This window comes from Kocuria sp. KSNUG, assembly GCF_049532735.1.
GTDB classification, from domain to species: Bacteria; Actinomycetota; Actinomycetes; order Actinomycetales; family Micrococcaceae; genus Kocuria; species Kocuria rhizophila.
On sequence record NZ_CP150981.1, the window covers coordinates 2389356 to 2412778 of the forward strand.

Annotated in this window: 20 protein-coding genes; 7 read left to right on the top strand and 13 right to left on the bottom strand. The window is 70.2% G+C overall.

All coding sequences use genetic code 11. The annotated features are described in order from the left end of the window. Positions 1–28 precede the first annotated feature (28 nt). The 4 genes from AABM36_RS10420 to AABM36_RS10435 form a co-directional block, all read right to left on the bottom strand. Positions 29–658, bottom strand: a complete 630-nt coding sequence (locus AABM36_RS10420; RefSeq protein ID WP_019309482.1) for a hypothetical protein — start codon at positions 656–658, stop codon at positions 29–31. Continuing rightward, entirely contained in the window at positions 655–1560 is a 906-nt protein-coding gene (locus tag AABM36_RS10425) for a PIG-L family deacetylase (RefSeq protein WP_019309483.1), read from the bottom strand. Before AABM36_RS10425 ends, AABM36_RS10420 begins: the two co-directional genes overlap by 4 nt. Positions 1561–1562: 2 nt before the next feature. Beyond that, entirely contained in the window at positions 1563–3470 is a 1908-nt protein-coding gene (gene typA / locus AABM36_RS10430; RefSeq protein WP_102613185.1) for a translational GTPase TypA, read from the bottom strand. Between the two features lie 97 nt (positions 3471–3567). Continuing rightward, on the bottom strand, positions 3568–5592 hold the full coding sequence (locus tag AABM36_RS10435) for a S9 family peptidase (RefSeq protein ID WP_102613186.1): 2025 nt from the start codon (positions 5590–5592) through the stop codon (positions 3568–3570). A gap of 106 nt (positions 5593–5698) precedes the next feature. Here AABM36_RS10435 and AABM36_RS10440 point away from each other — a divergent pair, with 106 nt between their 5' ends. The 3 genes from AABM36_RS10440 to AABM36_RS10450 all read left to right on the top strand — a co-directional run bounded on the left by AABM36_RS10440 (position 5699) and on the right by AABM36_RS10450 (position 7180). Continuing rightward, positions 5699–6409 (top strand): AzlC family ABC transporter permease, encoded by a 711-nt coding sequence (locus AABM36_RS10440; protein WP_102613187.1) that lies wholly within the window; start codon positions 5699–5701, stop codon positions 6407–6409. Between the two features lies 1 nt (position 6410). Continuing rightward, on the top strand, positions 6411–6713 hold the full coding sequence (locus AABM36_RS10445) for an AzlD domain-containing protein (protein WP_019309487.1): 303 nt from the start codon (positions 6411–6413) through the stop codon (positions 6711–6713). 188 nt (positions 6714–6901) lie between these two features. Further along, entirely contained in the window at positions 6902–7180 is a 279-nt protein-coding gene (locus AABM36_RS10450) for a DUF1540 domain-containing protein (protein ID WP_039101730.1), read from the top strand. Positions 7181–7364: 184 nt separating this feature from the next. Here the strand turns inward: AABM36_RS10450 and AABM36_RS10455 are convergent, their stop codons facing one another. After that, a complete protein-coding gene (locus tag AABM36_RS10455) occupies positions 7365–8207 on the bottom strand; it encodes a hypothetical protein (protein ID WP_223246050.1) in 843 nt (280 codons plus the stop codon). Positions 8208–8380: 173 nt separating this feature from the next. On the opposite strand from AABM36_RS10455, the gene AABM36_RS10460 reads away from it, so the two are divergent. Continuing rightward, the gene (locus AABM36_RS10460; RefSeq protein ID WP_423446080.1) at positions 8381–9682 is read left to right on the top strand and encodes a CapA family protein; all 1302 of its coding nucleotides are present in this window, start codon (positions 8381–8383) and stop codon (positions 9680–9682) included. An 82-nt stretch (positions 9683–9764) separates the two neighbouring features. On the opposite strand, the gene gatB is transcribed toward AABM36_RS10460, so the two are convergent. From gatB to gatC, 3 genes are read right to left on the bottom strand one after another with little or no spacing between them, the layout of a single operon-like run. After that, positions 9765–11270, bottom strand: a complete 1506-nt coding sequence (gatB, locus tag AABM36_RS10465; RefSeq protein WP_423446082.1) for an Asp-tRNA(Asn)/Glu-tRNA(Gln) amidotransferase subunit GatB — start codon at positions 11268–11270, stop codon at positions 9765–9767. Next, entirely contained in the window at positions 11270–12871 is a 1602-nt protein-coding gene (gatA, locus tag AABM36_RS10470) for an Asp-tRNA(Asn)/Glu-tRNA(Gln) amidotransferase subunit GatA (RefSeq protein WP_423446084.1), read from the bottom strand. The genes gatB and gatA overlap by 1 nt, the downstream gene beginning before the upstream one ends. Positions 12872–12873: 2 nt before the next feature. Continuing rightward, the gene (gatC, locus tag AABM36_RS10475) at positions 12874–13170 is read right to left on the bottom strand and encodes an Asp-tRNA(Asn)/Glu-tRNA(Gln) amidotransferase subunit GatC (protein WP_019309493.1); all 297 of its coding nucleotides are present in this window, start codon (positions 13168–13170) and stop codon (positions 12874–12876) included. A gap of 97 nt (positions 13171–13267) precedes the next feature. On the opposite strand from gatC, the gene AABM36_RS10480 reads away from it, so the two are divergent. Continuing rightward, positions 13268–13816, top strand: a complete 549-nt coding sequence (locus AABM36_RS10480) for a hypothetical protein (RefSeq protein ID WP_237573738.1) — start codon at positions 13268–13270, stop codon at positions 13814–13816. A 127-nt stretch (positions 13817–13943) separates the two neighbouring features. Then, complete coding sequence (locus tag AABM36_RS10485; RefSeq protein ID WP_423446087.1) at positions 13944–15083, top strand: calcium:proton antiporter; 1140 nt, start codon at positions 13944–13946, stop codon at positions 15081–15083. A gap of 22 nt (positions 15084–15105) precedes the next feature. On the opposite strand, the gene AABM36_RS10490 is transcribed toward AABM36_RS10485, so the two are convergent. Both AABM36_RS10490 and AABM36_RS10495 read right to left on the bottom strand, forming a co-directional pair. Further along, entirely contained in the window at positions 15106–15804 is a 699-nt protein-coding gene (locus AABM36_RS10490) for a maleylpyruvate isomerase family mycothiol-dependent enzyme (protein ID WP_423446089.1), read from the bottom strand. 266 nt (positions 15805–16070) lie between these two features. Beyond that, positions 16071–18182: an ABC transporter ATP-binding protein gene (locus tag AABM36_RS10495; RefSeq protein ID WP_423446091.1), complete on the bottom strand. Its 2112-nt coding sequence runs from the start codon at positions 18180–18182 to the stop codon at positions 16071–16073. Positions 18183–18253: 71 nt separating this feature from the next. On the opposite strand from AABM36_RS10495, the gene AABM36_RS10500 reads away from it, so the two are divergent. Then, positions 18254–18886: a PH domain-containing protein gene (locus tag AABM36_RS10500; RefSeq protein ID WP_423446092.1), complete on the top strand. Its 633-nt coding sequence runs from the start codon at positions 18254–18256 to the stop codon at positions 18884–18886. An 11-nt stretch (positions 18887–18897) separates the two neighbouring features. On the opposite strand, the gene AABM36_RS10505 is transcribed toward AABM36_RS10500, so the two are convergent. From AABM36_RS10505 to AABM36_RS10515, 3 genes are all read right to left on the bottom strand, one after another. After that, positions 18898–19971 (bottom strand): ABC transporter permease, encoded by a 1074-nt coding sequence (locus AABM36_RS10505; RefSeq protein WP_423446094.1) that lies wholly within the window; start codon positions 19969–19971, stop codon positions 18898–18900. Next, positions 19968–21503 (bottom strand): ABC transporter permease, encoded by a 1536-nt coding sequence (locus AABM36_RS10510; protein WP_423446095.1) that lies wholly within the window; start codon positions 21501–21503, stop codon positions 19968–19970. Before AABM36_RS10510 ends, AABM36_RS10505 begins: the two co-directional genes overlap by 4 nt. Positions 21504–21612: 109 nt before the next feature. Continuing rightward, complete coding sequence (locus AABM36_RS10515) at positions 21613–23394, bottom strand: ABC transporter family substrate-binding protein (RefSeq protein ID WP_423446097.1); 1782 nt, start codon at positions 23392–23394, stop codon at positions 21613–21615. Between the last annotated feature and the right edge of the window lie 29 nt (positions 23395–23423).

The following is a 23423-nucleotide window of genomic DNA, read 5'->3' on the forward strand; positions in this document are numbered from 1 at the left end:
CGTTCATTCTAGCGACGGGCTCCCGACGCTACCGCGCCCGCCGGCGCACGAGCCAACGGCCCGTCACAATCACGGAGCACATGACGGCCACGAAGACCACCACGAACCACAGGATCCCCACCACGCCGATCGGGGCCTGCCACGTGGTGACCACCAGTGCGGAGCCCTCTCGCAGGTACGCCCCGGCCCACGCGATCACGTAGGTCACGAGTCCGGGCACCGCCGCCGCCCACACACGCTCGGTGGACGTGCCGCACCACACGCTGGCACTCAGCAGCAGCGCACCGGAGAACACGAGTCCCCAAGGCAGCCACCAGCCGTCCAGGTACCAGATGTTCCCGTGCATGGCCGTGGCCACCGCGCCGACCAGCAGCCCCGTGAGCACGGCGGTCAGCACCGACGACGCCGTTCCCGGCCGCTCGCGGGCCGCGACGGTCTCTGCGGTGTCACCGTGCGCAACGGTTTCCGCGTCGGAGCCGACCCCGGAAGTGCGCTCGGCGGAGGTGTCGTGCGTGGACACGGATGCCACGCCGTCCACGGGCCCCGTGGCGGCACGCTCCGAGGACCCGGCGGGCGCCTCGTCAGTGGAGCCGGTGCGCGGGACGGAGGAGTTGGCCGCCCAGGGGGCAGCGCGGCGCGGGGTGCCCTGCCCGCTCATCCCCGGTCCCCTCGGAGCAGCCGGAAGGTCTCCGTGGAGTGGATCGTCTGCGGCACGCCGTTGGACATCGTGTACGAGGGATCGTCGAGGTCCTCCGCGAGCACGATCTGCGTGGCGTGCGCGGCCATGGCGGCGCGCTTGACCGCGAGGTCCCCGTGGATCGCGGCCTGGGGACGCGTATCCGTCGGGTCCACCTCGGACTCGATCCCCCAGGTCAGGGGCACGTCCCACGCGGGGTCCTCGGCGTCGTCGGACGCGGCGGCCGCCTCGACCGCGCGCACGGTGATCCGGTGGGTGGCCACGTGGTCGGGGTGGCCGTAGCCGCCGTCGTCCGCGTAGGTGATCACGGCGTGGGGACGCAGTGCACGGATCGCGGCGGCCACGTGGGCCGCGGCCTCGTCCGGGTCCGCAGCCGTCAGCGCGGCCGGGGAGACGTCCGCTGCCGGCTGGGCGAAGCCGTCGGGGCCCCAGCTCATGCCGGAGTCCACATACTTCCCCGCGCCGTTGGCGAAGCCCACAGAGGCGTCCAGGGCGGGAGGCTCTCCCGCGTAGAACCGGTCCGTGAGACCCATGGCGGCCGCGGCGGCGTCGAGCTCGGCGATCCGGTACAGCCCCAGGGCGGTGCCGTCCGTGTCCGGGCAGCCCGGCTGGCCCACCTCGAGGTGGCGCAGCGCGGGCGGGATGACCTCCCCGCGCTCGCCGCGCGTCATGGTCAGCAGCACCGTGGTGGCGCCCAGGCCGCTGTAGTGGCCCAAGGACGCGGCGGTGTTGATCGCCTCGTCGTCCGGGTGGGCGTGGACGAAGAGCAGACGCGCCCGGGCGGGGTCCACACCCGCGGGCAGCAGCGTGTCCGCCGCGCCCGCGATGGCGTGTCCCCCGCCCGGGTACTTCGGGTCGACCACGATCAGGCGCGCGCCCGCTGACGGGCGACCTTGAGCCGCTCGTTGGCGTCCAGGACCACCTTGCGGATGCGGATGGCCTCCGGGGTGACCTCCACGCACTCGTCCTCGCGGGCGAACTCGAGGCACTCCTCGAGCGTGAGCTTGCGCGGCGGGGTGAGGTTCTCGAACGTCTCCGAGGAGGCCGCACGCATGTTGGTGAGCTTCTTCTCCTTGGTGATGTTCACGTCCATGTCGTCCGCGCGCGAGTTCTCGCCCACGATCATGCCCTCGTAGACCTCGGAGGTGGGCTCCACGAAGAACGAGCCGCGCTCCTGCAGGTTGATCATGGCGAACGGGGTCACCACGCCGGCGCGGTCCGCGACCATGGAGCCGTTGGTGCGGTACTCGATCTCCCCGGCCCACGGCTCGTAGCCGTCCGCGTAGGAGGAGGCGATGCCCGCGCCGCGGGTGTCCGTGAGGAACTTGGTACGGAAGCCGATCAGACCGCGGGAGGGGACCTTGAACTCCATGCGCACCCAGCCGGTGCCGTGGTTGCTCATGCCCTCCATGCGGCCCTTGCGCCCGGCCATCAGCTGCGTGACCGCACCCAGGTACTCCTCGGGGACGTCGATGGTCATGTGCTCGTAGGGCTCGTGGACCTTGCCGTCCACGGTCTTGGTGACCACCTGGGGCTTGCCCGCGGTGAGCTCGAAGCCCTCGCGGCGCATCTGCTCCACCAGGATGGCCAGGGCCAGCTCGCCGCGGCCCTGGACCTCCCACGCGTCCGGACGCTGGGTGGGGAGGATCTTCAGCGAGACGTTGCCGATCAGCTCCTTGTCCAGGCGGTCCTTGACCTGGCGCGCGGTGACCTTGGCACCCTTGACGCGCCCGGCCAGCGGGGAGGTGTTGATGCCAATGGTCATGGAGATCGCGGGATCGTCCACGGTGATCAGGGGCAGCGGCTCCGGGTTCTCCAGGTCCGTGAGGGTCTCGCCGATGGTTATGTCCTCGATGCCCGCCACGGCCACGATCTCACCGGGGCCGGCGCTCTCCGCGGGCACGCGGTCCAGGCCTTTGGTGGCGAGCAGCTCGGAGATCCGCACGCTCTTGATGGTGCCGTCCTGGCGCGCCCAGGCCACGGTCTGGCCCTTCTTGAGGGTGCCGTTGAAGATGCGCAGCAGCGCGAGACGGCCCAGGAACGGGGAGGCGTCCAGGTTGGTCACGTGGGCCTGCAGCACGCCCTCGGGGTTGTAGGACGGCGCTGGGATGTGCTCGATGATGGTCTTGAACAGCGGCTCGAGGTCCTCGTTGTCCGGCAGCTCGCCGTTGGCGGGCTGGTCCGTGGAGGCGCGCCCGGCCTTGCCGGAGGCGTAGACCACGGGGACGTCCAGCACGGCGTCCAGGTCCAGGTCCGGGTTGTCCTCGGCGATGTCCGAGGCCAGGCCCAGCAGCAGGTCCATGGTGTCAGAGACGACCTCTTCGATGCGGGCATCGGGGCGGTCCACCTTGTTGACGACCACGATCACGGGCAGCTTGGCCTCGAGGGCCTTGCGCAGCACGAAGCGGGTCTGGGGCAGGGGGCCCTCGGAGGCGTCCACGAGCAGCACCACGCCGTCCACCATGGACAGCCCGCGCTCCACCTCGCCGCCGAAGTCCGCGTGGCCCGGGGTGTCGATCACGTTGATGGTGATGGTCTCGCCGTTCGCGGCGGGCCCGTCGTAGAACACCGTGGTGTTCTTGGCGAGGATCGTGATGCCCTTCTCGCGCTCCAGGTCGCCGGAGTCCATGACCCGCTCCTCGACCTCTCCGTGGCTGGAGAACGCGTGCGTCTGCTGGAGCATGGCGTCGACGATGGTGGTCTTGCCGTGGTCAACGTGGGCCACGATGGCCACGTTGCGCAGATCGGCGCGCTGGGCGGTGTTTTCAGACATACACGAGTCTCTCTTCGCAGGTAGAGGCAGAGGGGAATCGTAGCGATTCTACTCCCCTCCGCCCACGCACCCGCACACGCGTGACGGATCTCTCCGCTCAGCCCAGCAGCTCGGGCCGCTCCTTCTCCTGCCCCAGCACGTGCTCACCCACGAACGCGAGCACGGTCTCGTACCACGTGCGCGCGTTGGCTGGCTTGAGGATCCAGTGCCCCTCGTCCGGGTAGTACAGGAAGCGGTGCCCCTCCACCCCCGTGCGCTGCTGCAGGTCCGCCCACAGCTCGATGCCCTGGGAGATGGGCACGCGGTAGTCCTTGTCCCCGTGGATCACCAGCAGCGGCACCTCGATGTCCTCCGCGAACCGGTGCGGGGAGTAGGTGCCCGCCTGGGAGGGCCCCATGGCCTCGCGCCACAGGGTGTTGTCCGTGGTGGCGCCCATGGTGTCCAGGTTCCACAGGGACGCGTGCGTGACGATGCACCGGAACCGGTCCCCCGTGTGGGTGGCCACCCAGTTGGCCATGTACCCGCCGTAGGACCCGCCCATCAGGGCCTGCCGCTGCCGGTCGATGTCCGGGCGCGCGGTGGCGGCCTCCGTCAGGGCCATGACGTCCGTGAACGGCGCGCCACCCAGTTCCTGCTGACCGCGGTCGATCATCGTCTGTCCGTAGCCCGTGGAGATCGCTGGGTCCGGCAGCAGCACCGCGTAGCCCTGGGCCACGAACGGCCACGGGCTCCAGCGCCAGCTCCACTGGTTGTTGGAGCCCCACGGCCCGCCGTGGACGGACACGAGCAGGGGGTGCCGCGCGGCGTCGTCGGCGGGGTGCGGCAGGGCGAGCCACGCCCGGATCTCCGTGCCGTCCTCCGCCGTGGTGGTGACCTCCTCCAGGCGACCGGGGACCTCGTGCTCCGGGACGAGGCCCGCCACGGGTGCCGGCTCGGCCGAGCCGGTCGCGGCCGTCACAGGCCACCGGACGAGCTCGAAGGGGTGGGCGTAGCTCGCGCGCAGCCCCACCAGCTGGTCGCCCGCGACCTGCACCGAGGAGTAGGTCTCGTCCTGGTCCGGGCCGCCGGCGGCGGTCTCGACCACGCTCGCTCCGCCACGCGGGCAGCGCACGCGCAGCACGATGCCGCGGCCGCGGTGGTCGGCGGTGCACACGAAGGTCTCGTCGTCCACCCAGTGCGGGTCCTGCGCCCAGTGCTCGTCCGCGGGGACCACCTCGGTCTCCTCGCCGCTCGCGAGGTCGTGCACCCACACGGACACGGCCATGCTCACGCCCTCGCGCCACAGCAGCTGGCGCCCGAGCAGCGCCCGGGTGCCGTCGGGGCTGATCTCGGCGGGAGCCCACATCTGCGCCTCGTCCGTGTCGTGCAGCAGCACGGCCTCGTCACCGTGCTCCGCGGCCACCGGCAGCCGCCACAGCTGCGAACGCTGCGTGCCCTCCGGCAGCAGGGTGGACACGGTGGCCAGCAGCCACGTGCCGTCCGGGGCCACGGTGTACTGGCCCAGCCGGCCCTCGGGCAGCTCCACCCGCCGCACGGCCTCCACGGGGTCGACGCCGCCCGCCACGGCGGCGGTGTCCAGGAACCACAGCGCGTCCTGCGCGGCGGGGAGGTCGTGGTCCCAGAAGCGCATGGGCGCGCTGTCGTAGAGGATCCCGCTGACCCCCGTCTCGTCGCGGCGGTCGTGGATCTCGCGGTTGCGCGCGAACTCTTCCCGGGCCCCGCGGGCCGCGGGAAACAGGCCGGAGACGAAGAACAGCCGGTCACCGCCGAGCTCGAGGTTCGACACCCCCTCCGGGGCGTCCAGGACCATGCGCGCCTCGCCGTGCTCGGGGAGCAGCCACAGCCGGGTGCGCTTGGCGTCGTCCCCGGCCACGGGCCGGCCTGAGGTGAACCACACGGATCCCGAGGACGTGGGGCGGACCTCCTGGACTCCGTGGTCCCCGTGGGTGAGCTGCACCGGCTCTCCGTGACGGGGCACGGCCCACGCGTGCTTCACGTAGCGCTTGGCGTCGGAGGAGAGCTCCTGCCGCAGGGCCACCACGGGCCCCGCGCGGTGGGTGGCCAGACCGGAGAGCCGCGGGACGGTCACGAGCTGTTCGGGAATCGAGTAACCGGAAGTCATGTGTCGTACATTACAGACGGCCTCGGCCACCCCGGGTCCGTGACAGGGCGCCGTCCGCGCTACCGTGACCCAGGATCCCCACCGGTCAGCAGCAAGGAGTGCCCGCATGACCTCCGCGAAGGGCAGCCTCGCCTGGGCCCTGCGGGTCACCGTGCCCGTGGCCATGGGGTACCTGCCCCTGGGCATGGCCTTCGGCGCCTACTCGGTGTCCCTGGGTTTCGCGCCCTACCTCGCACCCCTCACCGCCCTGGTGGTCTTCGCAGGGTCCATCGAGTTCCTGCTCGTGGGCCTCGTGGCCGCCGGCGCGGGACTCGCACAGATCGCCGTGACCACCCTTTTGGTCAACGCCCGCCACGTGTTCTACGGCTTTTCCTACCCCACACACCTGCTGCGCACACCGTTCGCCAGGTTCTACGGCCCCTACGCGTTGACCGACGAGGCCTACGCGCTCATCACCAGCGGCGTGCGCCCCACCACCGAGCGCGAGCTGATGCTGATCCAGGGCGTCTCCCACCTGTACTGGGTGCTCGGCGCGGCCGTGGGCGCTGTGGCCGGCGGGCTCGTCCCCGCCTCGTGGGACGGATTCGACTTCGCCCTCACCGGACTCTTCTCCCTGCTGTTCATGGGCGCCATCACCGCGGCCGCGCAGCGGACCAGGATCTTGGCGGCCGCCCTCGCCTCCATCGGCGTGGGTCTGCTGCTCCCCCGGGACCTGTTCCTGCTCGGCGCCATGCTCTGCTACGCCCTGCTGTGCGTGCTCATGGTGAAGAGACCGCGCTCCGGCCACGGTGTGCCCACCCCCGAGAGCGGGGTGTGAGATGCTCGCCGCCATCGCAGTGTGCGCCGCCGTCACCTTTGCGCTGCGATTCATTCCCGTGCAGCTGGCGCACAGATACCGCGACCGCGAGGACCTGCAGGAATTGTCCGCGCTGCTTCCGGCGGGACTCATGCTCATCCTGGTAGCCTACACGCTGCTGGAGGCGGATTCCGGGGTGCAGCTGTCCCGTCTGGTGCTCGCAGCGGCGGTGTCCGTGCTGGTTAACCTGGCCTCGCGCAACTTCCTGATCGGCTTCATCGCGGGTTTCGCGGCGTACTCCCTGTCCGGTCTGGTGCTGACCTGATTAAGAAACAATGCGTTTTCCTAATCTGCTGAGTCCTGCCTGAATTTACTGGGGCAACCCACGGCGGTATTAGAAAACAATGCCGTACCCTAAGGTTTTGCTTACTAGCCGAATTCTTGGAATGCCCATATTCTTCTTTCACGACCACCGGGACGGGCACCGCCCACCCGCACCAGAAGGAGAAGATCATGGCAACTCTCACCGCTGTTTCCACCTGCACCGCCGCCGGCTGCGCCTTCAACGACAACGGCTGCACCGCCCCCGCCATCACGGTGGGCGGCCAGGGCGCCGCTGCGTCCTGCACCACGTTCATCTCCCTGGACGCCCGCGGCGGGCTCCCCACGGCCAACGGCCAGGTGGGTGCGTGCCAGCGCCTCGAGTGCACGCACAACAAGGACCTGATGTGCACGGCATCCTCCATCGAGGTCACCGCGGACGCGGACTGCAGCAGCTACGAGGCTGCGTAAGCCCCCCTCTGCGGCGGCCCATCGGCCACCGCAGCGATTCCCGGGCCGTTCCAGCGGGCACCGCGGCCCACCCACCGGAGCACGTGCACCGCGTCCGGCCCGAACCCTCACCCATGACGAAGACCGCGAGTCACCCGACTCGCGGTCTTCGTCATTCGCTGCGGGGCCGGCACCCGCTGGCGGCTCAGGCCGCGACACGCGCCCCCAGCAGCTCGCGCAGATTGTCGGTGAGATCCGCCGCTCCGGTGCACTCCGAGACGAACGGGACGAAGTAGACGCTCGTGAGCCGCGCCCCGTGGCGAAGGATGGTGACCCCCGTGAGGTCCACGTCCACCACGAAGTCGCGCTCGACCGTGTGCGCGCACCCACCCTCGGACGGCTTGCGGGTGAGCAGGTGGGACGGCACCCAGCCCTGCTCCGCGGCGTCGCACACGCTGGCCAGGTCCAGCCGGTCCACGTCCACCACCACGTCGAAACCCGCGGCCTCGATCTCCTGCGCGGTCCCGGCGCACCCGCTGCCGTGGTGCTCCAGCAGGGCGCCGTACCCGATGGGCGTCACGCCCGAGCCGTCGTGCAGCAGCACCCGCTCCACGTCCAGGACGGCGAGCATCCCGCGCGGTGCCGCGGCCACGGCGGCCACCAGCTCCGGCACCTCGCCGGTGCCCACCAGGAGCTCGGCGTCCAGGGGGTCCAGCCACTCCAGGCGGGCCAGCATGTGGGCGGTGGCGGCGACGATCCGGACCCCCGGCTCGGGAGCCACCTTGGTGATGTCCATCCGCACGTCCAGGGACTCCCCCGTGACCAGCAGCTCCGGCTCCACCGATGCGGGGTCCACGGTGGCGGCCAGCACCAGCTCCCCGCTGGCCGTGAGGCCGTGCGCCACGGAGGTCAGCACCGGCTGACCGGGCATCCGGTATGCCACCACAGTGGCCTGCCCGGCACCGGACAGCATCCGGTGGGCCAGGGACACCGCGCGGTCCGCCACGCAGGCCATCCCGTGGTGCCGCCCGCTGGTGCTTCGATCCACGACCGTCCCCGCTCACTCGACTTCAGAACTTAGGGAAGCCTAACCTCTTGAGGAGCCGAAACGGAAGCCGAAACAGCAATTTCGTCAGATGTGCATGACCTAAATGCTGTCGTGTCCGTGTGCGACCCCTCAGGGGTGGTCCCCGTCACCCGCGTTCGCGATAGCATCGCCGGATGGCCGATCTCTCCCGCCCCCGTTCATCGCCGCGGCTCGCCCTGCGGACCGGCGTTGCGGTCCTCTGCGCGGGGGCGCTCCTGCTGACGGGGTGCTCCGCGCCCCGGACGACCCCGGACCCCGGGCAGAGCGGCGGCCCCGCGGCGTCGTCGACCCCCGAGGAGACCACGTCACGGGCCACCGGACCCGGCAAGGGACCCGAGTGCCCGGAGGACACCTGCATGAGCCTGGCGGTCTCCGGTGACCTGCTGCTCCACGAGGGGCTGTGGAGCCGGTTCGCCGTGGACCCCGCCACGCACGGCGGCGCGAACTTCGACTTCGCTCCCCTGTTCGCGCAGCAGAAGCCCTACCTGGACGAGGCGGACGTGGCCGTGTGCCAGGCCGAGACCCCCGTGGCAGAAGCCGGCGGGCCGTACTCGGCCTACCCGGAGTTCAACGTGCCCCCGGAGATCCTGCGGGCCGCGAAGGACGCGGGATACGACGCCTGCACCTCTGCGAGCAACCACGCGGTGGACCAGGGGGTGGCGGGAGTGGAGCGCACCGTCTCCGCGCTGGATGCCGCCGGGCTGCAGCACACCGGGACCTACGCGAACGAGCAGGACGCCGGGCAGCCCATGATCGTGGACACCCCCACCGGGCGGATGGCGATCGTCACGGGCACCAACAGTCTCAACGAGAAGCCCCAGGACACCCCGTGGCGGATCGACCGCCTGCGGGACGGCGCGGACCCGCGCGTGGGCGAGGACACCGCAGCCCAGGACGTGGCGCACGCCGTGGCGCAGGCGGAGAAGGCCCGCGAGCAGGGTGCGGACGTGGTGGTCGCCGCAATGCACTCCATCACGGAGTACACGGACACCGCGGACGCCTACCAGCAGCGCACCGCTCACGCCCTCGCGGAGTCCGGGGCCTTCGACGCCGTGTACGGCCACGGTTCCCACAGCGTGCAGCCCATCGAGAACTACCACGGCACGTGGATCGTCTACGGAGTGGGCAACAACGTCACCGAGTCCGCACCGCCCTCGACCGAGAGCAACAACCAGGGGATCGTGGCCCGCTTCCAGTTCGCCTGCGGAGCAGACGGGCAGTGGCGGGTGAGTGACCTGGCGTGGGCGCCGAGCTCCAACACCCGGGGCGGGGCGTACACGTGGTGCCCCGTGGCCTCGGACGCCCCCGCCGGTGTGTGCCGCTCGCAGGCCGAGGACCGCGCCATTCGCGAGCGCATCGACGGGATCGTGAGCACGGACTCCACGAAGCAGCACGGGCTGCACGAGTGGAGGCTGAGCGAGGACGGGGCCTCGTGAGGCGCCGGCGCTGACCCGGACACGCAGAACGGCCCGGCCCCCGCACGGGGAGCCGGGCCGGGCCGTGGCACAGGCGCGGGCGTCAGCCCTGCACGCCGAGCTTCTCCAGGATGATCTGGCGCACGCGGCCGGCGTCCGCCTGACCGCGCGTGGCCTTCATGACGGGGCCGATCAGGGCGCCCACGGCCTGCACCTTGCCGCCCTTGATCTTCTCCACCACGTCCGGCATCTGCGCCATGGCGTCGTCCACGGCCGTGGAGAGCGCGCCGTCGTCGGAGACGACCGCCAGGCCGCGGGCCTCCACGATCTCCGACGGCGTGCCCTCGCCCTCAACGACGAAGCCCAGGACCTTCTTGGCGAGCTTGTCGTTGATCTTGCCCTCGGAGATGAGGCCATCCAGCTCCACCACGTGCGCCGCGGTGACGGGCAGCTCGGCGATCTCGACCTCGCGCTGCTTGGCGAGGCGGGCGATCTCGCCCATCCACCACTTGCGCGCGGTGGCCGGCGAGGCGCCCGCGGCGATCGTGCGCTCGATCTCGTCCAGCACGCCGGCGTTCACGACGTCCCGGAACTCCTCGTCCGAGTAGCCCCAGTCCGCCTTGAGCCGCTTGCGGCGCTCGGCGGGCGGTTCGGGCAGCGTGGCCCGGATCTCCTCGATCCAGTCCGCGGTGGTCACCACGGGCACCAGGTCCGGCTCGGGGAAGTAGCGGTAGTCGTCCGCGTCCGACTTGGGACGGCCCGCCGTGGTGGAGCGGGTGTCCTCGTGCCAGAAGCGGGTCTCCTGCGTGACCTCCTCCCCGGCGCAGAGCACCGCGGCGTGGCGCTGGATCTCGTAGCGCACGGTGCGCTCGACGGCGCGCAGCGAGTTCACGTTCTTGGTCTCCGAGCGCGTGCCGAACTGCGTGGCGCCCTTGGGCATCAGGGACACGTTCGCGTCGCAGCGCACGTTGCCGCGCTCCATGCGGGCGTCCGAGATGCCCAGGTTCTTCACGATCTCGCGGATGGCCGCCACGTAGGCGCGCGCCAGCTCCGGAGCCCGCTCCCCCGCGCCCACGATGGGCTTGGTGACGATCTCGATGAGCGGCACACCCGCCCGGTTGTAGTCCACCAGGGAGTACTGCGCGTTCTGGATGCGCCCGGCGTCACCGCCCATGTGGGTCAGCTTGCCAGCGTCCTCCTCCATGTGGGCGCGCTCGATCTCCACGCGGAACTGCGTCCCGTCCTCCAGCTCGAGGTCCAGGTGGCCGTCGAACGCGATGGGCTCGTCGAACTGCGAGGTCTGGAAGTTCTTGGGCGTGTCCGGGTAGAAGTAGTTCTTCCGGGCGAAGTGGCACTTCTCCGCGATCGAGCAGTTCAGCGCGAGCCCCAGCTTGATCGCGGACTCCACGGCCTTGCCGTTGACCACGGGCAGCACACCGGGCAGCCCCAGGGACACCGGGGTGACGTTGGTGTTGGGCTCGTCCCCGAACACGTTGGGCGCGGCGTCGAACATCTTGGTCTTCGTGTTCAGCTCCACGTGCACCTCGAACCCCAGCACGGGGTCGAAGCGCTCGAGGGCCTCCTCGAAGGACAGCACGTCCTGGCTCATCACTTGCCTCCCTGCGCGGCGGTGGCCGCAAAGTCACGAACGGTCCCGGCCACGTCCCCGCGGTGCTGCCACAGCGGGCCGCCCCACTGCTCGGCGAGCAGCCGCTCCAGCCCGGCGCCGGCGCGGTACACGCGGGCGTCCTCCCGGGCCGGTGCCATGAACTGGATGCCCACGGGCAGCCCGTCCTCGGGTGCCAGTCCACCGGGCAGCGAGATTGCGGGGATGCCCGCCAGGTTGGTGGGGATCGTGGCGATGTCGTTGAGGTACATCTGCATGGGGTCCGCGGACTCGTCCACGCCGCCGATGTCGAACGCAGTGGTGGGCGCGGTGGGAGAGATCAGCACGTCGGCCGTCTCGAACGCCGCGGCGAAGTCACGCTGCACGAGCGTGCGCACCTGCTGGGCGGAACCGTAGTAGGCGTCGTAGTACCCCGCGGACAGGGCGTAGGTGCCCAGGATGATGCGGCGCTTGACCTCGTCCCCGAAGCCCGCGGCACGCGAGGCACCCATGACCTTCTCGATGGTCGGGGTGCCCTCGGTCGTGACGCGCAGACCGAACCGGACGCCGTCGTACTTGGCCAGGTTGGAGGAGACCTCCGAGGACATGATCAGGTAGTAGGCGCCCAGCGCGTACTGGAAGTTGGGGGTCTCCACCTCCACGATCTCCGCCCCGGCGGCCCGCAGCAGCGCGAGGGACTCCTCGAAGCGCTGCTGCACACCGGCCTGGAAGCCCTCGCCCGTGAGCTGCTTGACCACGCCCACGCGCAGGCCCTTGAGCCCGCCGTCCGCGGCGCCGGCACGCGCGGCCTGCGCGTAGCCGCCCACGGGATCCGTGAGCGAGGTGGAGTCGGCGGGATCGTGGCCGCCCACGACCTCGTGGAGCAGGGCGGCGTCGAGCACGGTGCGCGAGCACGGCCCCACCTGGTCCAGCGAGGACGCCATGGCGATCACGCCGTAGCGGGAGACCGAGCCGTAGGTGGGCTTGACACCCACGGTGCCGGTCACGGCCGCGGGCTGGCGGATGGAGCCGCCGGTGTCCGTGCCCAGGGCCAGCGGGGCCTGGAAGGCGGAGACGGCCGCGGCCGAGCCGCCGCCGGAGCCGCCCGGGATCTTGGTGAGGTCCCACGGGTTGCGCGTGGGGCCGAACGCGGAGTGCTCCGTGGAGGAGCCCATCGCGAACTCGTCCAGGTTGGTCTTGCCCAGGATGGGCATCCGGGCCGCGCGCAGCTTGCGGGTCACGGTGCCGTCGTAGGGGCTCATGAAGCCCTCGAGCATGCGGGACGCCGCCGTGGTGGGCTGGCCCTTGGTGACGATCAGGTCCTTGACCGCGACCGGCACACCGGCCAGCTCGGGCAGCTCCTCGCCCCGGGCGCGGGCCTCGTCCACCTCGCGGGCCACGCGCAGCGCCTCCTCGGTGTTGCGGTGCAGGAAGGCGTTCAGCCCGTCCGTGCCGCGGGAGCGGTCGGAGGCGTCCAGCGCGGCGCCGTCCGTGGCCTCGATCTGGCCCAGGTGCGCCTGCACGGCGTCCACCGAGGACACCTCACCGGAGGCCAGCCTTGCCGCGAGATCGGCGGCGGAGAGTTCGATGATCTGCTCGCTCATGCTCACTCACCGTCCAGGATCGCGGGGACACGGAACTTGCCGTCCTGGCCGTCCGGGGCGTTCAGGAGGGCCTCCTCCTGGGTGAGCGTCTGGCCCACCACGTCCTCGCGGAAGACGTTCTGCAGCGGCAGGGGGTGGCTCGTGGCGGGGACGTCGGGTCCGGCGGCCTGGCTGACGGAGGCCACGGACGAGACGATGAGTTCGAGCTCCCCGGCCACCCGGGCCAGTTCCTCGTCCGTCATCTCGATCCGTGCGAGCTCCGCCAGGTGCGCCACCTGTTCGCGATCGATCGCAGACATGCATGCTCCTGGGATTGGCTTCAGTGGTTCCGATCCAGTCTAGCGAGCGCCTACCCTGGACTGAGCACACCCCTGTCTTCCGAAGGAGTCCTCCTCCGTGGCCCAGTCCTCCGCACACTCTTCACGACGCCGCTCCACGCCGTCCCGGGGCACGTCCCGGATGACCAGGGCGGAGGCGGCCCGCGCCCGGGCCGATCACGACAACGCCTGGCGGCAGTGGGTCTCGGACTCCGCCGTGGAGTCGGTGGACACCGCGCTGAGCCACGTGCAGGCGGTCGTGGAGGACCAGGTCTCCCAGTTCGGCGCGTTCCCGGCCTTCCTGGTCACGGGCGGCAAGGACGGCGAGTTCGAGCTCGACTCCGTGGATCCCGAGGGCCTGTCCCCCGAGGAGATCCTGGACTCCCTGCGGGCCACCGCCCGGGAGAAGGCGCCCACCATCCTGGTGGCCGCACTGGCCTACCCGGCCACCCTCCCCGACCGCTCCGGCGCCTCGGCCGTGATCGCGGAGGTCGAGCACCGCGAGCGCCTGAGCCTGGAGGTCGTGCAGGAGTACAAGGCCGTGGAGGCCAAGGGCCGCACGTTCGTGAACTTCGACGACCCCCACACGGACCGCGCCGAGCCCTGGCTGTTCGGCGTGCGCGACTGAGCGCACTCGCGCGCCGGGACACGGGACGACCCGTGCCCCGCACCGTCTGATACCAGCTGTCCGACACCACCTGGGGACGACCCCGCGACCGGGCCCGCCCGCACCGGCCCGAGGAACGAGGTCCCTCGTGAAACCCACCCTGCGCCATGTCCTGACGCCACCGGCCACCGCCCGTCTGCTGACCGGGTGGTGCGCCGTCCTGGTCCTGCAGCTCGTGGGAGACGTCCTGCTCCCGCCCGTCCCCGCCGGGCTGCTGGTCGCGGCCCTCGTGCTGATCGTGGGCGTGATCCTCGTGGCGTCCGGGGGCGTGGTCCAGCAGGCCGAGCGCCTCGCGGACCGGCTGGGTGACCCGTTCGGCTCCCTGGTGCTCACCCTGTCGATCGTGGTGATCGAGGTGGTGCTGATCTGCGCGGTGATGCTCGGCCCCGGCGAGCACGCCACGATCGCCCGGGACTCCGTCATGGCCGTGTCCATGATCATCCTGAACCTCGTGATCGGCGTGTGCCTGCTGGTGGGAGGACTGCGGCACGGCCACCTGGAGCACCACCGCACGGGAGTCTCCGTGTACCTGTGCCTGCTCACGGTGCTGGGCGCGCTCGCCTTCGTGCTGCCCGTGGCCATCGGCACGGGCGGCGCCTACCGCACCTGGCAGCAGATTCCGGTGGTCGCGCTCACCGTCGGAACCTACGCGTTCTTCCTGGTCCGCCAGACCGGCGCACAGGCGGCGGACTTCACGGAGGTGGACCCCCGTTTCCGCACGGAACCCGCCGACGCGGCGAGGGAGACGGGACGGGGAGGCTCTCCCGCCGGACCGCGCGGAGAGGTGCCCGCGCGGCTCGCGCTCCTGGTGGCGACCGCCCTGCCTGTGGTGCTGCTCTCGCACGAGATGGCCGCCCTGCTCGACGACGGTCTGGGCCGGCTGGGTGCCCCGCCCGCCCTGGCCGGGGTGCTGATCGCCGCCATCGTGTTCCTGCCCGAGTCCATCACCTCGGTGCGCGCAGCACGGGCCGGTCAGATGCAGCGGGTCAGCAACCTGTGCCACGGGGCCCTGGTCTCCACCCTGGGACTGACGATCCCGGCGGTGCTCGTGATCGGCCTGCTCACGGGCCAGCCCGTGGTGCTCGCCGAGAGCCCCGTGAACCTGATGCTGCTGGGGCTGAGCCTGCTGCTCTCCACCGTCACGTTCGCGGCACCCCGGGTCACGGCCGTCCACGGCGCGGCCCACCTGGTGCTGTTCTCGGCCTACGTGCTCACGCTGTTCTCCTGAACCGGCGTCTACCGGCCACGGATCACCACGCGGGCAGCTCCGGGAGCGGTCCCTCCGAGGAGACGCCCTGAGCGTCGCCGCGGGCCAGCCACATGATCATGCCCACCCGGTCACCGGTCACGAGCTGACCACCGTCACCGAGGATCCACTCGTCGTGCTCCGTGGTGCGCAGGGTCATGCCCGGTGCACCCTTGGCCCGCATGGCACGGACCGCGCCCTCCAGGGCGTTGAGCTGGGACTCGGGCTCCGCCTGCGCCACGGTCCACCCGGTGTTCAGATCCTGGTGGTGCAGCACGAGCTCCGAGATCCACACGGTGGGAATCCCCACGGAGGGCACGGTCTTGCCGTTGAGGTCCAGCTCCTCCACCGCGAGCGGACCCTTGAGCCGCTCGCACTGCTCGGCCAGGTACTGGCTGTTCTCCACGAAGGTCCGCAGCAGCTGCTCCGGGGGCAGCGCCGCGAGCTCGTCGGTCTCCCGGTTGCGCTCGTCCCGCGACGAGTAGATGGGCTTGGGCTCCCCCGAGGTGGCCCAGTCCACCAGGTTCACGAGGGCACGCGAGTTGGACGCGAGGTGGGCGACCACGTGGGCGCGGTCCCACTCCTCGCAGTCGGACGGACCGCGCAGCTGCTCGGGTGAGAGGGCCTGCGCGGAGGCCAGGAAGGAGTCCCGCTCGCGGAGCAGGCGGTCGAGGACGGCGGTCAGACGTGTGGTGTCAGTCATGGTGGGCAGTCTAGGTGGCGCGGCAGGGAGACGCATGGGTGCCCGGCGCAGTCCACAGTGCTCCCCGGGCGGGCGCGGCGGACGGGGCCGGTCGAGTGAACTGATCGCGCGTGGCCGGGTGGGTGCAATCCACGATGGCGCGGACATGTTAGGTCGGAACTGGCCGCGCGTGGCCGGGTGGGAGACCCGGGGCGGGCCGGGCGACAGCACGACGCGGCCCGGTCCACCCCTGGGGGCACGGACCGGGCCGCGGGGACCTGCGGTGCTCAGGACACGTGGTGGGCCATCTGCTGCCGCAGCTCGCGGCGCACACGCTGCGCCTCGGGCGAGGGCACCGGGACGGCCGCGAGCAGCCGCTTGGTGTACTCCTGCTCCGGGTGGCGCAGCACGGCCTCACGCGAGCCCTGCTCCACGATGTGCCCGTGCTGCATGACCACGATCCTGTTGGCCAGCCGGTCGATCACCGCGAGGTCGTGGGTCACGAACAGGCACGCGAAGCCCATTTCCGCCTGCAGCTCCTCGAAGAGGTCCAGCACCGTGGCCTGCACGGACACGTCCAGCGCGGAGGTCGGCTCGTCCGCCACGAGCAGCTTGGGCTTCAGGGACAGCGCCCGGGCAATGCCCACGCGCTGCTTCTGACCGCCCGAGAGCTCGTGGGGGTAGCGGTTGCGGTAGTTGCGCGGCAGGCGCACCTGGTCCAGCAGCTGCTCGATCCTGGTCTGCAGCTGCGCCCCCTTGGCCACGCCGGCCAGGTACATGGGCTCACCGATCGACTCACCGATGGGCAGGCGCGGGTTCAGGGACGAGGACGGGTCCTGGAACACCATGCCCACGTCCTTGCGCACCTTGTTGAGCGTCGAGCGCGACGCACCGGCCAGCTCCACGCCGTCCACGATCAGGGAGCCCTCGACCACCGGGAGCAGCCCCACGGCCGCGCGGCCGATCGTGGTCTTGCCCGAACCGGACTCGCCCACCAGACCCACGGTCTCGCCCGAGGCCACGGTGATGCTCACGCCCTCCACGGCACGGAACGCGGGGTTGCGCCCCTGCTTGGGGTACTCGATGGCCACGTCCTTGAGCTGCAGCACCGGGGCCACCACACGCTGGGCGAGGGTGTCCATGGACGCCTCCTCCGCGGTGCTGCGGTCCACGATGGTGGGGGACGCGATGGACTGCTCGAGCACGGCCGCCAGGTCCACGGACTCGTCCGACTCGCCGCCCTCGCCCAGGTGGGGCACCGATTCGAGCAGGGAGATCGTGTAGGGGTGCTGGGGGGAGCTGAAGATCTGCTCCGCAGAGCCCTGCTCCACGATCACGCCCTTCTGCATCACGGCGATCTTGTCCGCGAGGTCCGCCACCACGCCCATGTCGTGGGTGATGAGGATGACCGCGGAGTCCAGCTGGTCCTTGAGATTGCGGATCAGGTCCAGGATCTCGGCCTGCACGGTCACGTCCAGGGCCGTGGTGGGCTCGTCCGCGATCAGCAGCTTGGGGTCGCAGGACAGCGACTGCGCGATCATCGCGCGCTGCCGCTGACCGCCCGAGAGCTGGTGCGGGTAGGAGCGGAAGGCCTTCTCCGGGTCCGGCAGCTCCACCATGGTCAGCATCTGCATGGCGCGCTCCGTGGCCTCCGACGGCGAGAGGTCCCGGTGCAGCCGGATGGTCTCCACGATCTGCTGCCCCACGGTGTACACGGGGTTCAGCGCGGTCATGGGCTCCTGGAAGATCACGGCGATCTCCTCGCCGCGCACACGCCGCAGCCCGCTGCCGCGCAGTCCGATCAGCTCCGTGTCCCCGAGCTTGGCGGAGCCGCTCACGCGGGCGTTGGAGGGCAGCAGCCCGAGCATGGACATCGAGCTCGCGGACTTTCCGGAGCCGGACTCGCCCACGATGGCGAGCACCTCGCCCGCGGCCACGTCGTACGTGAGGTCGATCGCCGCGGGAACCCATTCCCGGTCCACACCGAAGTCCACGGACAGCCCGCGGACGCTCAGCACGGGCTCACCGCGCGCCACGGTCGTCCTGGCCTTGCTCCGCCGCGTTCCGGGCTCGCTGCGTTGGGCACGCCGGCCCCGCTTCTTCTCGGCACCCGCCGCGGTGGCCCCGGCCACGACGGCGCCCTCCCCCGTCGCGGGGGCAGCGTCCGGAGACGCCACGCGGCCGTCTCCGGCCTGCGCCCCGTTCCAGGGCGCGTTGTGCTCCGCGGCGGTGGGCTCACCGGACGCGGTCGCGGCGCCACCGGTCGACGACGCCGCCGGCCCGGCCTGCGCGCCCGCGGCCCGGGCGTCGTCGTACCCGGCCGACGCAGGGTTCTCGGGGCTGCCGTGCGGCTCGGGAGTGCCCTCGGGGATGCCGTCGGGCTGGTGCGAGGTGCTCATCGTGTGTGCTCCATCGTGTCGAGAACTGGGCGCGCGGCCGTGGCTCGCGCGCATTGCCTAGCATGGTGGCCATGCCTGAAACCGACGGACCCGCCCCTGACCACGAGACCTTCCGCGCGTCGTCGACGCCGTGGCTGACGGGATTCCTGGTGGTGCTGGGGGTGCTGGTGCTCGTGGGCGGCTGGGGCCACACCGCCGCCCAGCACGCGGGGGCGGTGTGCGGTGGTCTCGCGCTGGCGGCGCTCGCCCACGCCCTGTACTGGCGGCCCCGGCTGGAGGTGGGTGGGAGCGGGGTGCGGCTGGTCAATCCCGCGCGCACCGTGAGCATCCCGTGGGCGCGCATCGTGGACGTGCGCACCCGGTTCGCGGTGACCGTGGTGACGGACCAGGGCTCGTACTCCAGCTTCGCGCTGCCCTCCGCCGGTGCAGGGGCGGCGTTCCGCTCCGACGCCGACGCCGTGAACCGCAACCACCCCATTGCCCGCCCCGAGGGAGCGGTGCGCGTGGGTGACCTGACGTCCACTGCGTCCGGCGCGGCGGCCAATCGCATCCGCATCCAGTGGCAGCGCCGCGTGGACTCCGGAGAACTGGACGTCTTCACCCGGCAGGGTGACCCCGAGCCGATCACCACCCGCCTCGTACCGGGCCCGCTCGCGGCGGTCGCGGTGCTGACCGCCGCGAGCGTGGTCCTGTACTCGGTGTGAGCGCACGCGGGTCACTGCGCCGCCTGCGGTGACGCGGCAGGCGCTGCGCCGCGGGCGGCCCCCGTCTCACGGGCCCGCTTGGGGTTGAACTTGCGCTGGCGCGGGTCGAAGGCGTCACGCAGACCGTCACCGATGAAGTTGATGGTCAGCGCGATGGCCACGATGAACACACCCGGCCACCAGAACAGCCACGGCCGGGTGGCGAACGCCGTCTGGTTCTCGTTGATCAGCCGGCCCAGGGACCAGTCCGGGGCCTGGATGCCCAGGCCCAGGTAGGACAGCGAGGTCTCCAGCAGGATCGCCGAGGACATCAGCAGCGTGATGTTCACGGTGATCACGCCCACGGTGTTGGGCAGGATGTGCTTGAAGATGATCCGGCCGCTGGAGGCCCCCGCGAGGCGGGCGGCGTCCACGAACTCGCGCTCACGCAGGGACAGGAACTCACCGCGCACCAGGCGGGCCAGGCCGGGCCACGCGGCCAGGCCGATCAGCAGACCCAGCGCGATGACCGTGGCGAAGGACGGCAGCCCGTGGGCGCGCACCCAGGAGATCGCCATGCGGCCCAGCAGGGCGGCCATGATGACCAGCGGGATGATGATGATGACGTCCGTCAGGCGCATCAGCACGGCTTCCACCCAGCCGCGGAAGTACCCGGCCAGACCACCGATCACGGTGCCCACGATGCCGGTGATGAGACCCACCACGAGCATCACGATGAGCGAGTACTGCGTGCCCTGCATGACCATGGCGAACAGGTCGCGCCCCAGGTTGTCCTGCCCGAAGGGGTGGTCCCCCATGCTCGGAGGGAGCAGGGTCAGCGTGGGCACGCCGCCGTCCACCACGGGCCCCGTGGTGTCCGGGTCCCACTTCCACCAGCCGGGGATGGGACCGATGCCGATGGACGTGACGGACAGCAGCACGATGAACAGCAGGACGACGAGTGAGACCACCGCGCCGGTGTTGCCGAAGAAGCGCCCGCGCACCAGCTGTCCCTGGCTCTTGCCGCGCACGTCCTGGGGCTTCTGCCCGGCCTCAGGATGCTGCTCCACGGTCTGCGGGATGTCGATGGGTTGGGGCTGGCTCATGATTTCACCCTCACGCGCGGGTCGAGTACGGAGTACACCAGGTCTGCAATCAGGTTGAAGATCATGGCGACGATGCCGGTGACGAGGAAGACGCCCATCACCGGGTTGGGATCCACGTTGCGCACCGCCTGGACGAAGAGCTGCCCCATGCCGGTGAACGCGAACACGGTTTCCGTGATGATCGCGCCACCAATCAGACCGCCGATGTCGAAGGCCACCAGGGTGGCCAGCGGGATCAGCGCGTTGCGGAAGGCGTGGCGCATGACCACGGTGCGCTCGGACAGGCCCTTGGCGCGTGCCGTGCGGATGTAGTCCTGGCCCATGATCTCCAGCATCGAGGCCCGGGAGTACCGGGAGTAGGAGGCCAGCGCCAGCAGCGTCAGACAGATGGTGGGCAGCAGCAGGTGCGTGAACCGGTCCAGTCCTGTGGTCCAGAAGTCACCGGTGAAGCCCGGGGTGGCCGAGTTGGCCGTGGCGATCGGACGGCCGCGGATGTGGCTCGAGTTCACGTAGTCCGGCCAGGACTGCATGAACCGGTCCAGGACGATCAGCAGCGCCACGAAGAAGCCGGTGACACCGGCCACCCGTGCGCCCTGGCCGCGGTCGTAGCCACCAGCCAGGTACCCCGCGCCGATGCCCACACCGATCATCACCAGGGTGAGGAGCAGCACGGTCAGCAGACCGCCGTCCGCGAACAGGTACTGCACCGGGAAGTAGATGATCAGACCCACCGCCACGGTGCCCAGTGCCGCGTAGAGCGCGCGCTTGTTGCGCAGCCCGGAGATCAGCACCGTGGCGATCACCGCCACCAGGATGCCCGTGAGGGCGATCAGCGGAATGCCCAGGAACGGGTGATTGAGCCAGTTGGTGGCCAGCACGAAGTAGATGATCCCGAAGGTCACCGCGAAGCCGAGCAGGCCCATGAGCAGGCGGGTGCGCATCTGTCCGAACGAGACCAGGAACCAGATGGCTCCCGCCACGAGCGATATCAGCGCGATCGCACCCAGGGACAACACGGGATCCTGCAGGAAGTCGTTGAACTGGATGGCCACGATCTCCTTGAGCAGCACCGCGAGCCAGAAGCTCGGCAGGGAGAAGCACAGGAACGTGAAGAACGTGATGCCGTAGTCCAGCCCCGAGTACTGACGCAGGGCGGAGACGATGCCCAGGGTGATGCCCACCACGATGGCCAGGATGGTGCCCACCGTGACCAGCATGATGGTCTGGGTCATGGCGAAGGCCAGCAGTTCGGTGACCTCCTGGCCGTCACGGCTCACGCCCAGGGAACAGGTGTCCGCGAAGGGCACCAGGCACCCGGCCGCGCCGCCGAGCCACGTGAAGTAGCGCAGCACGGGTGGGGTGTCCAGGTTCAGGGCCTCCACGCGCGCCGGGATCAGCTGCTGGGCGTTGGGGTTGCCGTAGAGGTCCCACAGGGGATCTCCGGACGCCGCCGTCATGAGGTACACGATGAACGATGCACCCAGCAGGATGAGGACGGCGGTGACGAGCCGTCTGAGAATGTAAGAAATCATGTCGCAGCCTCTGTACGAGTGGTGGTCACGACACTGCGCGGGCGCAGCAGATCCGCGCCCGCGCAGTGCTCATGAGGGGAGTGCCTCGGTCAACAGGAGCTCGGCAGACCTACTTGCGGCTCCACTCGGAGACGTTCCAGAACACACCCGTCTGGTTGGGCTGGTAGGTGTCCACGCCGGCGATCTTGTCCGAGGTGGCCACGTAGCCCACGGACTGGAACAGCGGCAGACCGTACGCGTCCTCGAAGGTGTGCTTGTCGACCTCCACGATCTGGTCCACGCGGGACTCGTCGTCGAGGTTGGTGCGCGCCTCGTCCACGATCTTGTCGACGTCCTCGTTGGAGTACTTGTTGTAGTTGCCGCCGCCGCCGGTCTTGAAGATCTGCGAGAGCATCTCGGTGCCCACACCCGGAGCGACCCAGCCGAACAGGGAGGCGTCGTAGTCGCCGTCGGAGAGCTTCTCGGACCAGTTGGGGTCACCCATGTCCTGCACCTTGAAGCCGGCCTTCTCCGCGGACTCCTTCATCAGCTGGAAGGTGTCCACGCGCTGGGGGTTCTGGTTGTTGTAGAGGATCCGCACGGTGGGCGTCTTGCCGCCGAGCAGCTCCTTGGCGCCCTCGATGTCCACGTCCCCGTACATGGACTCGGCCTCGTTCTTCTCCACGGCCTTGCCGTACTCGTCCTTCTGGCTGGACACGTACATCTGGGAGTTCAGCACGGAGGCGTCCTCCTTGACCGGCTTGATGAGCTGGTCCACGATCTGCTGGCGCGGGATCGTCTTCAGGAACGCCTCACGGACCTTCTGGTCCTTGAACACGTCCGAGCCGAAGTTCAGGTCCAGGTGGTCGTACGCGAGCTGGTCGCCCTTCTGGACGTTCACGTTCTCGATCTGCTGGACCTGGTCCAGGGTGTCCTTGTTGACGTTGCCCGGCTGCATGATGTCCACTTCGCCGTTGCGCAGCGCCTGGATCTGGGCGGTGGGATCGGAGATGGTGCGCACCGTGATCTCGTCCAGCTTGCCGGGCATCTCGCCCTGGTAGTTCTCGTTCTTCTTCACCGTGACGGAGTTGTTCTCCACGATGTTCTCGATCTTGAACGGACCGCTGGAGACCAGGAGGTCCTTGTCGTCCGGCATGGAGGTGAAGTTGAAGGCGGTGTCCCAGGCCTTGCCGATCTTCTCGAGCTCGGGCTGCTTCTGGGGCTTCTTGGGATCGCCCTTCTTCTGGTTCTCGAGCACCTTGAGCAGCTCGTCCTCGGTCATGCCGGCCTTCTTGGCCACCACGTGGGCGGGCTCGGTCACGCCGCCGAAGCCGATCTCCCAGTCAGCGTTGGGCTTGCCCCACGTGATGGTCATCTTCTTGCCGTCCTCGGAGAACGTGGGCATCTCGGTGGTGCCCAGGATGTCCGTGGAGCCGGCGATCGAGAAGTAGTCCTTGCCGGTCTTGCCGTCCTCGCTGGAGTCGTTGGCGTAGCCGGAGAGCATGCTCCACTCGAGCAGCAGGTCCGCCTTGTCGATCTTGTTGCCGTCCGACCACTGCGGGTCCTTGAGCTCGTACTCCACCGTGAGCGGGTCGTCCGAGATCTTCTTGTAGGTGCCGAAGCCCTCGTTGGGCTGGATCTTCTGCTCCGTGTCCACGGTGTAGAAGCCCTCGCGGGTCATCTGGGCGATCTTGTTGTTGATGTCCAGGTTGGTCTTGACGTAGCTCGGGTTGGCGCCAGTGAACGCGTTGGTCTCCGCGACGGTCACGACGCCGCCCTCCTGGCCCGCCGCGCTGCTCTCACCGCCGCCCTCGTCCCCGCCGCCGCCCACGCTGGCGCAGCCGGTCAGAGTGAGTGCTGCAATCGCCGCGACGGACACGGCGGCCTTCCCCTTGAAGGTGTACTTGCCCATGACGTTTCCTCCTGATGTGGTGCCCATGG

Coding starts and splice junctions, on each gene's coding strand:
- AABM36_RS10420 (WP_019309482.1), bottom strand. CDS start 658: ATGAGCGGGCAGGGCACCCCGCGCCGCGCTGCCCCCTGGGCGGCCAAC.
- typA (WP_102613185.1), bottom strand. CDS start 3,470: ATGTCTGAAAACACCGCCCAGCGCGCCGATCTGCGCAACGTGGCCATC.
- AABM36_RS10435 (WP_102613186.1), bottom strand. CDS start 5,592: ATGACTTCCGGTTACTCGATTCCCGAACAGCTCGTGACCGTCCCGCGG.
- AABM36_RS10440 (WP_102613187.1), top strand. CDS start 5,699: ATGACCTCCGCGAAGGGCAGCCTCGCCTGGGCCCTGCGGGTCACCGTG.
- AABM36_RS10445 (WP_019309487.1), top strand. CDS start 6,411: ATGCTCGCCGCCATCGCAGTGTGCGCCGCCGTCACCTTTGCGCTGCGA.
- AABM36_RS10450 (WP_039101730.1), top strand. CDS start 6,902: ATGGCAACTCTCACCGCTGTTTCCACCTGCACCGCCGCCGGCTGCGCC.
- AABM36_RS10460 (WP_423446080.1), top strand. CDS start 8,381: ATGGCCGATCTCTCCCGCCCCCGTTCATCGCCGCGGCTCGCCCTGCGG.
- gatB (WP_423446082.1), bottom strand. CDS start 11,270: ATGAGCCAGGACGTGCTGTCCTTCGAGGAGGCCCTCGAGCGCTTCGAC.
- gatA (WP_423446084.1), bottom strand. CDS start 12,871: ATGAGCGAGCAGATCATCGAACTCTCCGCCGCCGATCTCGCGGCAAGG.
- gatC (WP_019309493.1), bottom strand. CDS start 13,170: ATGTCTGCGATCGATCGCGAACAGGTGGCGCACCTGGCGGAGCTCGCA.
- AABM36_RS10490 (WP_423446089.1), bottom strand. CDS start 15,804: ATGACTGACACCACACGTCTGACCGCCGTCCTCGACCGCCTGCTCCGC.
- AABM36_RS10495 (WP_423446091.1), bottom strand. CDS start 18,182: ATGAGCACCTCGCACCAGCCCGACGGCATCCCCGAGGGCACTCCCGAG.
- AABM36_RS10500 (WP_423446092.1), top strand. CDS start 18,254: ATGCCTGAAACCGACGGACCCGCCCCTGACCACGAGACCTTCCGCGCG.
- AABM36_RS10505 (WP_423446094.1), bottom strand. CDS start 19,971: ATGAGCCAGCCCCAACCCATCGACATCCCGCAGACCGTGGAGCAGCAT.
- AABM36_RS10510 (WP_423446095.1), bottom strand. CDS start 21,503: ATGATTTCTTACATTCTCAGACGGCTCGTCACCGCCGTCCTCATCCTG.
- AABM36_RS10515 (WP_423446097.1), bottom strand. CDS start 23,394: ATGGGCAAGTACACCTTCAAGGGGAAGGCCGCCGTGTCCGTCGCGGCG.